We start from the raw sequence: 12,128 nt of genomic DNA on the forward strand, positions 1-12,128 counted from the left end.
ACTTAGACCCCTTTCAATTCAACTAGCTCAGAATCAGCTGTTTTGTTTGATTTTGATATTGCTAATAGAGCTCTCTCTGCCGCCTTATTTAAGGCAAACCTGACTGCTGATCGTTTTCGCGTCAGTGTCGTGAAAAGTGAAGCCTTCTTTTGTGCCGGCCCGTCGTTAATCCGATCTAATAGCTCCTCCAGATGTACACCTGTATACGTCTTAATTCTTTTGAACTTCGGCAGTACAGACAGTCCGTGCAAAACATAACATTCTTTGATAATATAATCATCTTTAACAATCAACATGACAATCGCGCCAAAGCCAAGTTTTTTTCTGTACATATCTGAGAATAAGAAATAGCCGTCCTCTTTTCTGTAAGCACTTACAATTTTATTCATTGTTTTTTTATAACAATGGACCTGTATGAGCGTAAGCAAGTATTGTACAAGTAGCAGGGAACAAAGCACGATAGCTAATTTCATATTTTTAAGCGCACTCTCCTTATTCCAATTTGACGAATATATACAAAATCAATAAAGAAAATGTTGCAAAACACAAAATAAATTTTGCAACATGGCAAAAATAAATTTTTGTCCGTAAAGGTTTGACGACACATCTTGCTAAATAATATCTATCATTGTGACGTCTTCATCCATTTTTATTCAGCTGGAAACAATCGATCCTGCAAGGTCCTTAATTTATAAACGGAAGTTTCTGCGTCTAATTCGATATCATCAAGAGTCAGAAATGTCCCTAATTTGATGTTCTTTTTAGCAACGACGTGACCGCTAATCAATCCAACTGGAATATGCCCCTCCTGAAGCTGAGTGACGTGTGTCTCAACGACGCCTCGAACAGAATATCCACCGATTCCGTCAAGTTCTTCTCCAGCTGTGATTTCTCTTTTGGCAACCGCAACTGTATCAGAGACAGGAGCACCTATCGGCTGAATGGAATAATCATGTTGTAAAATCACCTTGGCACATGTATTCGGCGTTTCAAGACTGGCTAAATGGAACGGCCGATATAAGATATAATGTGGTCCTTTACCAACTTTTAAATATTTCAATTCAGCGTCGACAGGGGCCTGATCGCTTTTAACAATCACAAAACAGCCGGGTGCCAGGCCGCGAACATAATCAACAACGCCAAACTTGTTTAAAACACCGCCATTTTCTTTTAAGTCAAGTTGTTCCAATGTTGTCTCCAAATTGCCTTCAATACCATGCATGCCAACAATATCCGGTTTTAATCCTGTCGCATTGCTTAATAAATTCATTTCAGCCATCGTTTTCGTGCCATCCTGAAATGCTGCTAACATATGAGAATTCATGTGTTTTGATCGCGCTTCCGCCGCGCAGGTATCAGGATTAGCAGTTGGCAAGAATGGATTGTTTTTACCTTTACCGGCGACTAATACATCCATTCCCATTGACTTTGCAAATTCAAAAAGATCCGATGTTACGGCAGGTTCATCTCCTGCAGATCCCGTGTACACGAGGCCGGCATTTTCAAATAATCGGTGCATTAATGAGCCTATCGTTATGTCAACTTCGACATTTAGCAAAACAAGATGTTTCTTGCTTTTCAAGGCCTCTAGAGCAATATTGGCCCCTACCTCAGGCACACCCGTAGCATCTACGACCACTTCAACATTATCGGAATCGATCACTTTTCTTAAATCATCACTAACGACAATGTTTTCCTTGTTTGTTGCATGTTCATTGTAATAATCCGCTGCTGTTTGGGCATTTTTAATGTTAATATCACTTATCCCGGTCACGGACATCCCAGGAATTTGAGAGATTTGTGCTATCATTCCAAAACCCATTTGACCGGCACCGATAACACCCACCTTAATTAGTTCACTTGCCCGTTCCCTTTCCAGCAATTGCTTATAAAGAGTCATCCGTCAGACCTCCTGTGTATTGTGCACTTTCTGATAATTTAGATGGCAAAGACACAAATCTAATTACCAAAAATGCAATTTGAGTAATTTCAGATAATTAACATATGTTAATTGATAATCACCTTTGTTACTTCACATTTATTGTAGAGCATCAATCAAACGTTTTCAATAGTTTTTTAATGTTTTTTAACCACGTAATTTTATCGCAGATGAACCTTTGTTCACTTTATATTGACCAAATTGAGCGCATGAACCCTATTCAAACCCTTTTCAGTAACTTTTGTTCATTCCCCACTGAAAGTTTCAATTAATCACGGTTCATCAAATTATTTTCCTTTTCTCAACTTGTCCATAAATTTAGGACAGACATTTGGGAAAGTATCATCATAGACATCTAGATATGTAATCCTAAAGAGTAGGTATACTTTAAGGATTTCAATCTTTCATTTCGCACAGTTGCCGGATGACAGAGCCGGATCTTTTAAAAAGTCACAGTACTGATTTTGCCTAAGCCATCCGTGCCTGGTTTGGAGGCGATAAACTTCATTAAACCAGCATGTTCCGGAACATAATTTTCTGCCTGCCATGTATTTATACAGAAGTGCTGAAAATTGTCAGTAAGCATTGGTATATTAAAGGAACAGGATCAATACAGACTCAGGCAGACGATTGCCATATTCGTCGGCCGGGAGGACAACCCATGGAGGTCAAGTTTGCCGCGATTGGCAAGGCACATCTCCTGGATCAGATTATTGAAGACAATGACACTGTTGGTTTTATGGGGAAGTATACTTGCAGAAGCGGCAAAATCACTTGAAGTATCGACGAAACGTAAAAACATAATGTGTGCTGCCGCTTGGCGATCCGTCCAACAAAATGGGCAGCAACGATCACGTCAATACCATCTGCTATGAAGCAGTTTACAAGTTCAGCGGAAAATCGATGATGATGATTGATTTTTGTAAAATAGAATATTCATTGATACGTGATGATATTCTGGAAACCGAGTATTATCGGGCGCGGCAGTTAAAGCAGAAAGGGGCGATCGATAATATTTATTCGCAATTTTTCGATATGAACGGCAACATCGTTGACTCATTTGTTTAATCGGACCGTCGTTAGATCTCTCAAAAATCTCCAGACAGCTCCGGTACACGATTGATATCAGTGTTCTGCCAGTATTTAACGACTATGCCGTTTAAAGGCCGACGGGAATAGGCTGTTCGAACAGCCTATTCCCGTCGGCTCACTATGTAGTCATTACGACAGTATCCCTTGTGCGGAACCTCCCGACAAAAAAGCAGACGGAACGCCTAAAGTATCATCTGACAGCCGAATCAGGATTTTCGCAGCTGTCAATAGATTAACTCGATCTGGTGTTCTCGCGTAAAATCAAGCCATTCATCGGAAGGCTTTCTATCCGTGACAAGATAATCGACTTTCTCAAGCGAAAGCAGATTCAATAAAGCAACCTGATCAAATTTGTCATGATCGGCCACAATGATAATTTTATTGGCCTGGGCGATCATGACCTTTTTCACGTCCGCATCAAAACTGTTCGATTCCGTAATTCCCCTTTCAAGCGCTACTCCCTTGCAGCCGAGGATCGCCGCGTCGACGTTGTACCTCTTAACTGTATCCATGGCTTCCGAGCCGACCAGTGAAAAGGAAAAGGGGCGCAGACTGCCGCCCGTCGAAATCATTTGCTGATCATGAGTCGATCCAAGGCGAAGCGCTTCGATTGAACTCGTTAAGATAGTCAGATTTTTTTTCTGCTTATACAATTCATGAATGACTGCCAGTCCTGTCGAGGATGAATCGACAACCAGGGAATCGCCGTCTTTAATCAAATGGGAGACTCTTTGCGCGATGTACTGCTTCTCCTTCTGGTTTATCGTGTGGCGCTCTTTATATGGAATTTCTTCGTTTGTATGGGAATTCAGAAATGCACCGCCGTAGATACGCGTACATAGGCCCTTCTGTTCCATTTTTTCCAAATCACGGCGAATCGTCTCTTCTGTGACGCTAAAAGACACAGCGAGTTCGGAAACGAACACTTTTTTCTTTTTCAAGAGTTCATTTTTAATTCCCTCCTGCCGTTCAAAAGCAAGCATAAAAATCCTCCTTAACTATTTTTGCCGACTCGTGTCCGCCTTTTGCTTTTCTGTTTTTCTTTGTTTAATTCATTTATTTTATAATAAATAGGGATATTTCTCAATAAATAATCAAAAACAATATAAAATAAAGATTAATTTTGAAAAAATAAAAGTGCAGCCTCGTTCATCGCGAAACGAGGCTGCACTTTTTCAGGCTTAATTATTTATAAAGCGCTCAGACATCCAGATAACCTTCACGCGGAATGACATGAAACGCCCGGGCTAAATCGCTTAGCTCCTGATCGGTAATGGCCTGTTTGATTTCGCCGCCCTGCTGCTGAATGACGGACCAGATCTGAGCGGCCTTTTCAAGCGTCTCAATCAATCCGAACGCCTCATCGATCGAGTTTCCCGAAGCAAACACACCGTGCTGCGGCCAGATGACCGAGCGGAAGCTTTCCATCTTAGCGGCGGTTGCTTCGCCGATCGTCGTCGTTCCGGGCACCATCCATGGAATGATCCCGACGCCTTCCGGAAAAACAACCAGCGATTCCGACTGCATCTTCCACAGAATTCTTGAGATCGCACGTTCATCCAGCTTTTGTGTAAATGTGATCGCGATCAGGTGGGTCGGATGACAGTGCATGATCACACGTTGATTTTTATCGTGTTTCAGCCGCACCTTGTGTCCCATCAGATGGGTCGGGAATTCGCTTGTCGGTTGTCCGCCGTCATTCAGCCCCCAAAGCAGGTCGACACTCTTTCCGTCCTCGGCGATGCGGACGAGTCCGGTGTCCCGTTCCGGGAAATCAATAATATTTTTTAAATACCGTCCGGTGCCTGTGACAAGGAAGTACATACCTGCCAGATCTTTTCCGTCAAAATCAATCGGAATATGACGCAGAGCGGTTTTCGTATCTTCGTACGGCGCTACTTCTTCTCCCGTCAGACGGTAGCTGACATTGCCGCCGTTGCGCTCGTCCCACCCGTGTTCGTAGAGGCGGAAGGTAATCTTAGCGAATTCTTTAACATAGGGTGATTCCATAAATTTGGTCATTGCTTTCATTCCTCCCGGTACGGTTATCTGTTAATCAGAACATCTTTTTCATAGCGGCGAATTTCCTCAAGCCATTCGGCGCCGACAGGAACATCGCTCTCTTGGCAGTAATAATCCCAGACGGCACCGAACGGATATGATTTCAGTTCTTCAGTCAGAGCCAGCCGTTTGGTATAATCGCCCTCCAGTTCCGCTTTTTTCAGATCGTCAATAGGCGACAGGAAAGCCATCAGCAGGGCTTTCAGTGTGTCGCGCGCTCCGACGATCCAGGCAGCCAGGCGGTTGATCGTGGCATCAAAGAAGTCCAGTCCGATATTCGTTTTATCCAGTTCATTGTCGCGGACAAGGGAACGGGTAATCCGAATCAGCGCATCGTCAAGAATGACCACATGGTCGCTGTCCCAGCGTACCGGACGGGAAACGTGCAGCATCAGCCCTTTGCCGAACGGCAGGAAGGCCGAAAATTTGTCGGAGATGTCTTCGGTCGGATGGAAATGCCCGGCATCGATGGTCCACAGTTTGCCGCGTGTCAGCGCATAGGCCTCATAAAATTCATGCGATCCGACCGTATAGGACTCCACACCTGTACCGAACAGCTTGCCTTCAACCGCCTCGATCGTGTAGGCTTCCGGAATTTTCTCTTTCATGATTTCGTCAAGCGAATCAATCAGGCGCAGACGCGGCGACAGCTTATCAATCGGATTGTCCTTATAGCCGTCCGGAATCCAGAAGTTGTTGACCGACTGCTGGCCTAATTCTTTGCCGAAGTATCCGGCGATTTTGCGGCTGCTTTTGCCGACTTCGATCCAGAAATCGCGGATCTCCTTATCGGCGCTCGCCAGTGTAAAGCCGCTCGCCGATTTCGGATGCGAGAAGAAGGTGCCGTTCATATCGAGCCCGACGCCCTGTTCCTTGGCCCAGTCGACCCAGGATTGGAAGTGGCGCGGTTCCAGTTCATTCAGATCCACCTTTTCATCCGTGTCGGCATAGATGCTGTGCAGCTGAACCTTATGCTTGCCCGGAATAACGGCCAGCGCCTTGCTCAGATCTTTCTGCAGCTCGTCGACTGAACGTGCACGGCCCGGATAATTGCCGCTGACGGAAATGCCGCCGGTCAGAGTCTGATCCGGAAACAGATAGCCGAGAACGTCGTCGCCCTGCCAGCAGTGAAGGGACAATTTCACTTTTTTCAACGCTTCGATCGCTTTTTCTGTATCAACACCGATTGCTGTATAACGTTCCTTAGCCAGTTTATAGGCCTGAGTGACTGTCTCGTTCATAAAGATACTCCCCTTCTTTTTGTTGCATTCAGATGATCAGTCAAGGTGAAAAACTTCGTCCAGATCCAGAGCCACCGGACTGTTATCCGGATTTGTTTTCATCAGCGGTTTCATATACGCCCACCATTTTTTGCAGATCTCAGTATCGGCAATTTCGTTGTACCGGGCCGCATCGGGTACTTCAAGATAAGCAAACAACTCACCGTTTTCTTTGTTCAGGAAAATCGAATAATTCGTCGCACCGTGATCCTTCAGTTCTTTTTTCATTTCCGGCCACAGATTGGCATGGCGTTTCTGGTATTCGTCATAGAACTCCTTATACAGATACATGATCTGACCGATTCTGGTCATGAACATCACCTTCCCTGAATAAACGTTTTATAATTTTCCAATACGTTGACGTATCGGCCTTTCTGCGGTTTATAAGTCTTGATCGCAAACGAACGGGCGACCAGTTCTCTTGCTTCAGCAAGATCCCCGATTTCGCCGGAGCTGATCATCTGCACAAGCAGATTGCCGATCGCCGTCGCCTCTGAAGGGCCGGCTTTGACCGTCATCCCCGCCAGTGTGCTCGTCATCCGATTGAGAAAATCGATATTGCTTCCGCCGCCGACAATATGAAGCACATGAATCGGATGCCGCACAATTATAGCCAGTTTTTCCAATTCGTTTGCATAAAACAGTGCGAGATTGCCGTAGGCAGCCGAAACCAGTTCACCCGTTGTCTGCGGAACCTTCTGACCCGTTTCCCGGCAATAGGCCCGAATTTCTTCGATCATACTGTCCGGGTTGGTGAAACGCTCGTCGTTAATATTGATAAACTGCTGGAAGGGCTCGACCTGTTCCGCCTGGGCTGCCATTTCGGCAAACGAATACTGGTTGTTCTGTTCGCGGCGGATGCTCTGAACGATCCAAAGCCCCATTATATTTTTCAGAAAGCGGTACGTGCCGTAAGCGCCCCATTCATTGGTATAATTTTCCCTGAACGCTTCCGGACCGTTTTCAGGAACATTCAATTCTTTTCCAAGCAGCGACCAGGTGCCCGAACTGAGAAACGCCCAGTCATCCCCCTGCCCCGGCGTGCCGACAACGGCCGATGCCGTATCATGCGTGGCAACCGTGATCACTTCACAGTCGGGAAGGTCGTATTGAAGATGCCATTTGTGACGAATCGGCCCGAGAATGCTTCCCGATTCAACCAGTTTCGGAAATTGTTCCGGATAAACATTGACTTTAGCCAGCAAATCTTTGTCGAACAGTCCCTCACGCAGATTGAGCATCTGTGTGGTCGAGGCATTGGTCACCTCTGCCACGGCATTGCCGGTCAGGACGTAACCGATATAATCCGGAATCATCAGGATCCTGTCCGTTTTCTTCAGATCTTCCTTGTTTTCTTTATACAATTGATACAGCGTGTTGAGTTCGAGAAACTGAATGCCGGTTTTTTTATAAATATATTCTTTGGGCAGATCCAGCGTCAGTTCTTCAATGGCGTGGCGGGTTCGCTGATCCCGATAACTGATCGGGTTCTGGATCTTGTGTCCGTCCATGCCGACCAGAACATAATCGACGGCCCACGTGTCAATCCCGACTTTCGCCTTCACGACCCCTTGTTTCTTCGCTTTTTCGAGGCCGACAAATATCTCATGGATCAACTGGTCAATCGCCCAGCGATCATGTCCGTTTTCCTTTGTAAATCCATTGACAAAGCGATGAATTTCTTTCAATTCCAGCTTATTCTGCTCATTCTTCTGCCCCAGAATCAGCCGTCCGCTGGAAGCGCCGATGTCTATTGCAATATAATCATTCATAAAATGATCACCTCTGAACTGAATCCATGCATTGGCTAAAACCGACCGGCCATTGATTCAGCTTTCTCCATTTTTCCCGTAGCGTTCTTCCGTAATTTGCTGCAAAGATTTGCCTCGTGTATTCGGTGTCCAGATGACGCCGATCAGGAGTGAAATCAGCAGCAGGACGATCATAAAAGTCCCGGCGACCGTAAATCCGAGCGAGGTCAGAATGGTCGGGAAAATTATCGACCAGATACCGGCGCTGCCGCGGACAAGGAAGAACATAATCCCTTGGGAAGCGCCGCGCACATCCGTCGGGAAGAGCTCCGTCGCCCATAGAGCGTAGAATGCCTGGGCACCGATGCCTGCGGACACGCCCCATGTAACAACAAACACCCAAAGTGCCGGCCAGCTCATGTGGAAATAAGTCAGAACCACCCAGGAGATCAGAGCGAGCGCCGCACCGGCAAAGAACAGGGCGCGCTGGCTGACTTTATCGCCAAGCGGAACGAACAGAGCGTAGGTTGCCGCGGCCGTGAATACCCACAGAACGGCCTGGAGCAGGTTAGCCTGAAGATTGGACAGCCCGCCGACCGTTGAATAGACGTAAGGCATGAAGAAGCCCATCGCACCGGCAACCAAATTCCAGAACATATAGACACCGACCAGGAACAGCAGCGATTTAAAGCTGACAGCGTTCGCAAAAAGCCGTTTATAAGGATGAGCCTTTTTAACAGCATTGCCTGCAGCTTGCTTTTTCTTTTCTTCTTCCCAGATCTTCGATTCATTGAGCTGCCGCTGCAGCAGCCAGGCTATGAAGGCAACAATAAAGAGTGAGCCGAAGATAATTCGGTTGCCGAGCAGGCCGAGCGGCGAGAAAATAATACCGAGGATGAAGATAATCGCCGGGCCGCACGACCAGGCAAACTGTGAAACGCCGATATGCTTTGCCCGGTTGGTTTCATCCGAGATTTCGGAAATATACGTCCAGGATGCCGGGACGCCGATGCCGACAGCAACCCCGGTAATAAAGAATCCGGCCAGCAGCATCGGAAAGTTCATCGAAAACATAATAATAACCACACCAAGCATATAAACCAACATGTTGTATGTGTAAATCAACTTGCGGCCGTATTTATCCGCCAGTCGTCCGCCGATCAGCGCGCCGACGGCCGATCCAAAAGCGTTGGCACTGATTGCGCCGAGCAAACCGACCTGAAGGCTGCTCAGATTCAGATCTTTCGCCCATAAAGTCAGGCCGCTGGCGCCGGCAACGATGGACCCCGAATCCAGATAGTTTGTTAACGATACCGAGGCCGTCGCCTTCCAGCTTTTCTTTTCCGCTACGACACTTGAGTCGCTCATCAATTCCGCCTCCTGAAATGCCCATAGTAGTAAGCGCTTACGTCTATTATTAAACAATAAGCACCGTTGTGGTACAATGACAATATCAAAGGTAAATAGTATCAAATAAACATAAACGGGAGAAATAAAACATGAATAATAACCATTCAAAAGCAATCACAGATAAATTGTTCAAATTCACTAAAATTGAAATCGAACAGATGAAAAACGGTACGTTTGTTCCGGATATCCCGGATTCATCCACCCGGATCAAAAATAACAGGCTGGAATTGTTAAATAATTACTTTTTTAGAAAACAGAATATTTATATCAGTAAACACAACCGGTTTGCCGATTACCCGCTGCATTCGCATCAGTTCACGGAACTCAACTATATGCTCTCCGGTTCATGCTGCCAGATCATCGGAGAGCGGCCGGTCACACTGCGGCAGGGCGGGCTGATCCTGATCGGCCCCGGAATCAGCCATGAAATTAAGGCTCTGGGCGAAGAAGATCTGCTGATCAATATTCTGTTCAAAAAAAGTGCGATGACCATTGAGTGGCTGAACCAAATGAAGGAAAACCGCAGCCCGCTGATCCGCTATTTGCTGAGTCTGGAAACAGACAGCGGCGGCACGGATCGATACATTGTCTTCAGCGGCGGTCAATCCGAAGAAATTCCGGCTGTTCTAAAAAATATGATTGCCGAATATTTTTCAAATGATACCTATTCAAACACGATGGCCGAATTATATTTGCCGATTCTGTTCACATCACTTGCCCGCGAGTACGGTCAATCGCAAAGAAATTCTTCCGAAGCGGCCGAATCGCTGAGCCGCAACAAAAAAATGATCCCCGTGCTGAAGCTGATCGAGGAAAATTATAAAGACATTAATTTATCCAAAGCAGCGGTACGGCTCGGTTATAACAAGACATACCTCGGCAACCTGATCAAAAAGCTGACCGGTGTTCCCTTTACACAGTTAGTTGTTAAGAGGCGTCTCTATCAGGCGCGTCTGCTCCTGAACACGACCGACCTGCCGATCAGCGACGTTGCCCAGGAATCCGGCTTTTCAAATAAAACTTACTTTTACAAAGTGTTCAAAGCAGAATTCGGCTGCCTGCCCGGCGAAGAAAAAAAGAATCAGCAGCTGCCCACATAAACCCTCTCCCTTTGCCGCGGAGAGATCCACATAAAAAAGGATCAGGCCGGGAAACTCCCGCCTGATCTTTTTTACATCCGGTATGCCCGTCAATCGTGAACGGCGGTCAACGACCGGTACAGATTGATGATGTCCTCTATGGTCGTATCTCTCGGATTGCCGCCTGTGCAGACGTCCATGAGTGCATCCTTGGCAATTGCCGGAATGTCTTCTTCCTTAACTCCGAGCTCCCGGATGTTCTGCGGAATGCCGACATCTTTGCCAAGCCGGCGGACGACAGCGACCGCCTGATCCCGTGCCTCTTCCAGCGGCATATCGCCGGCACCTGCCACACCCATGGCCGCCGCAATCGACCGATACTTTTCTCCGGTATAATCCTTGTTATAGTCCATGATCGTCGGGAGCAGCGCAGCACAGGCGACGCCGTGCGGAACATTATACCAGGCGCTGAGCGGGTGGGCCATCCCGTGTACGAGCCCCAATCCGACGTTTGAGAAGCCCATACCGGCAATATACTGCCCAAGGGCCATGGCTTCCCTCGCCTTGGAATCTCCTGCCACAGAGTCCCTTAGTGAGCGTCCGACAATTTCGATCGCCTTCAGATGCATCATATCCGTCATTTCCCAGGCGCCTTTCGTAATATAACCCTCGATCGCATGCGTCAGCGCATCCATGCCCGTTGCCGCACATAACGATTTCGGCATACCCATCATCAGATCGCTGTCGACAAAAGCGGCCACCGGAATATCATGGGGATCGACGCAGACAAATTTGCGGTGATGCGCTTTGTCGGTGATAACGTAATTGATGGTCACTTCTGCGGCCGTGCCGGACGTCGTCGGCACGGCGAAAATCGGCACGCTCGGATGGCGCGTCCCCGGTTCGCCTTCAAGGCTGACAATATCTTCATGCTCAGGATTGGCGGCAATAATCCCAATCGCTTTCGCCGTATCAATCGATGATCCGCCGCCGATAGCCAGGATATAATCGGCTCCCCCTTTTTTAAACGCAGCCAGTCCGTCGCGGACAACTTCCAGTGTTGGATTAGGAATCGTCTGATCGAAAATGTCGTAGACAAATCCGTTTCTATCCAGCAGATCGGTCACTTTTGTTGCAACATTATATTTGATCAAATCTCTGTCCGTTACGACAAGAGCCTTTTTGAACTCGCGCTTTTTCACCTCATCAATGATTTTTGTGACAGCGCCGCTTCCAAAATAGGACGTCTCATTGAGAATGATTCGGCTGACAGCCATACTGATCCCTCCACCTTGTTATTTTTTTCACAAAACAATAAAATCATCTGATGGTAAACAGAGATTTCCGGGAATGCAACATAAAGAAACCTAATTAATTATCATTCAACAATTATATTGCCCTGTTTTTTAGAAAAAATCAATATATTTCATGATTATGCAATAAAAATTCATTTTTAAAGTTGTTTTGTTTGTTTTGATTTGTAAATTATGTTACGTTACAAAATGTAAATCTCTCT

At 46.5% G+C, this 12,128-nt stretch carries 12 protein-coding genes; 2 read left to right on the forward strand and 10 right to left on the reverse strand.

What is annotated here, in order from left to right; all coding sequences use genetic code 11:
* Positions 1–2: 2 nt before the first annotated feature.
* The 3 genes from Q6A92_RS04135 to Q6A92_RS04145 all read right to left on the reverse strand — a co-directional run bounded on the left by Q6A92_RS04135 (position 3) and on the right by Q6A92_RS04145 (position 2,741).
* On the reverse strand, positions 3–473 hold the full coding sequence (locus tag Q6A92_RS04135) for a transcriptional regulator GutM (protein WP_332237136.1): 471 nt from the start codon (positions 471–473) through the stop codon (positions 3–5).
* Between the two features lie 176 nt (positions 474–649).
* Positions 650–1,900 (reverse strand): NAD(P)H-dependent oxidoreductase, encoded by a 1,251-nt coding sequence (locus Q6A92_RS04140; RefSeq protein ID WP_332237137.1) that lies wholly within the window; start codon positions 1,898–1,900, stop codon positions 650–652.
* Between the two features lie 646 nt (positions 1,901–2,546).
* Positions 2,547–2,741 (reverse strand): hypothetical protein, encoded by a 195-nt coding sequence (locus Q6A92_RS04145; RefSeq protein WP_332237138.1) that lies wholly within the window; start codon positions 2,739–2,741, stop codon positions 2,547–2,549.
* 35 nt (positions 2,742–2,776) lie between these two features.
* Between Q6A92_RS04145 and Q6A92_RS04150 the strand changes: the two genes are divergently transcribed.
* Positions 2,777–3,007, forward strand: a complete 231-nt coding sequence (locus tag Q6A92_RS04150) for a hypothetical protein (protein ID WP_332237139.1) — start codon at positions 2,777–2,779, stop codon at positions 3,005–3,007.
* A 248-nt stretch (positions 3,008–3,255) separates the two neighbouring features.
* Here Q6A92_RS04150 and Q6A92_RS04155 read toward each other — a convergent pair whose 3' ends face one another.
* The 6 genes from Q6A92_RS04155 to Q6A92_RS04180 all read right to left on the reverse strand — a co-directional run bounded on the left by Q6A92_RS04155 (position 3,256) and on the right by Q6A92_RS04180 (position 9,491).
* On the reverse strand, positions 3,256–4,014 hold the full coding sequence (locus Q6A92_RS04155) for a DeoR/GlpR family DNA-binding transcription regulator (protein WP_274398151.1): 759 nt from the start codon (positions 4,012–4,014) through the stop codon (positions 3,256–3,258).
* Positions 4,015–4,231: 217 nt separating this feature from the next.
* Positions 4,232–5,053 carry a rhamnulose-1-phosphate aldolase gene (gene rhaD, locus Q6A92_RS04160; RefSeq protein ID WP_274398152.1) on the reverse strand — a complete coding sequence of 274 codons (822 nt, stop codon included), beginning with the start codon at positions 5,051–5,053 and terminating at the stop codon, positions 4,232–4,234.
* A gap of 23 nt (positions 5,054–5,076) precedes the next feature.
* On the reverse strand, positions 5,077–6,333 hold the full coding sequence (locus Q6A92_RS04165; protein ID WP_332237140.1) for an L-rhamnose isomerase: 1,257 nt from the start codon (positions 6,331–6,333) through the stop codon (positions 5,077–5,079).
* A 36-nt stretch (positions 6,334–6,369) separates the two neighbouring features.
* Positions 6,370–6,684, reverse strand: coding sequence for an L-rhamnose mutarotase (gene rhaM, locus Q6A92_RS04170; protein ID WP_274398154.1), 315 nt, complete (start codon positions 6,682–6,684; stop codon positions 6,370–6,372).
* A 5-nt stretch (positions 6,685–6,689) separates the two neighbouring features.
* Complete coding sequence (gene rhaB, locus Q6A92_RS04175; RefSeq protein ID WP_332237141.1) at positions 6,690–8,144, reverse strand: rhamnulokinase; 1,455 nt, start codon at positions 8,142–8,144, stop codon at positions 6,690–6,692.
* Positions 8,145–8,201: 57 nt separating this feature from the next.
* The gene (locus tag Q6A92_RS04180; RefSeq protein WP_332237142.1) at positions 8,202–9,491 is read right to left on the reverse strand and encodes an MFS transporter; all 1,290 of its coding nucleotides are present in this window, start codon (positions 9,489–9,491) and stop codon (positions 8,202–8,204) included.
* A 131-nt stretch (positions 9,492–9,622) separates the two neighbouring features.
* Here Q6A92_RS04180 and Q6A92_RS04185 point away from each other — a divergent pair, with 131 nt between their 5' ends.
* Positions 9,623–10,633, forward strand: a complete 1,011-nt coding sequence (locus tag Q6A92_RS04185) for an AraC family transcriptional regulator (protein ID WP_332237143.1) — start codon at positions 9,623–9,625, stop codon at positions 10,631–10,633.
* A gap of 89 nt (positions 10,634–10,722) precedes the next feature.
* On the opposite strand, the gene fucO is transcribed toward Q6A92_RS04185, so the two are convergent.
* On the reverse strand, positions 10,723–11,889 hold the full coding sequence (gene fucO / locus Q6A92_RS04190; protein ID WP_332237144.1) for a lactaldehyde reductase: 1,167 nt from the start codon (positions 11,887–11,889) through the stop codon (positions 10,723–10,725).
* Positions 11,890–12,128 lie beyond the last annotated feature (239 nt).

Origin of the sequence: Sporolactobacillus sp. KGMB 08714, assembly GCF_036598985.1 — a bacterium.
GTDB lineage: Bacteria > Bacillota > Bacilli > Bacillales > Sporolactobacillaceae > Sporolactobacillus.

Coding starts and splice junctions, on each gene's coding strand:
- Q6A92_RS04140 (WP_332237137.1), bottom strand. CDS start 1,900: ATGACTCTTTATAAGCAATTGCTGGAAAGGGAACGGGCAAGTGAACTA.
- rhaB (WP_332237141.1), bottom strand. CDS start 8,144: ATGAATGATTATATTGCAATAGACATCGGCGCTTCCAGCGGACGGCTG.
- Q6A92_RS04145 (WP_332237138.1), bottom strand. CDS start 2,741: ATGTTTTTACGTTTCGTCGATACTTCAAGTGATTTTGCCGCTTCTGCA.
- Q6A92_RS04150 (WP_332237139.1), top strand. CDS start 2,777: ATGGGCAGCAACGATCACGTCAATACCATCTGCTATGAAGCAGTTTAC.
- fucO (WP_332237144.1), bottom strand. CDS start 11,889: ATGGCTGTCAGCCGAATCATTCTCAATGAGACGTCCTATTTTGGAAGC.
- rhaM (WP_274398154.1), bottom strand. CDS start 6,684: ATGACCAGAATCGGTCAGATCATGTATCTGTATAAGGAGTTCTATGAC.
- rhaD (WP_274398152.1), bottom strand. CDS start 5,053: ATGACCAAATTTATGGAATCACCCTATGTTAAAGAATTCGCTAAGATT.
- Q6A92_RS04155 (WP_274398151.1), bottom strand. CDS start 4,014: ATGCTTGCTTTTGAACGGCAGGAGGGAATTAAAAATGAACTCTTGAAA.
- Q6A92_RS04185 (WP_332237143.1), top strand. CDS start 9,623: ATGAATAATAACCATTCAAAAGCAATCACAGATAAATTGTTCAAATTC.
- Q6A92_RS04135 (WP_332237136.1), bottom strand. CDS start 473: ATGAAATTAGCTATCGTGCTTTGTTCCCTGCTACTTGTACAATACTTG.
- Q6A92_RS04180 (WP_332237142.1), bottom strand. CDS start 9,491: ATGAGCGACTCAAGTGTCGTAGCGGAAAAGAAAAGCTGGAAGGCGACG.
- Q6A92_RS04165 (WP_332237140.1), bottom strand. CDS start 6,333: ATGAACGAGACAGTCACTCAGGCCTATAAACTGGCTAAGGAACGTTAT.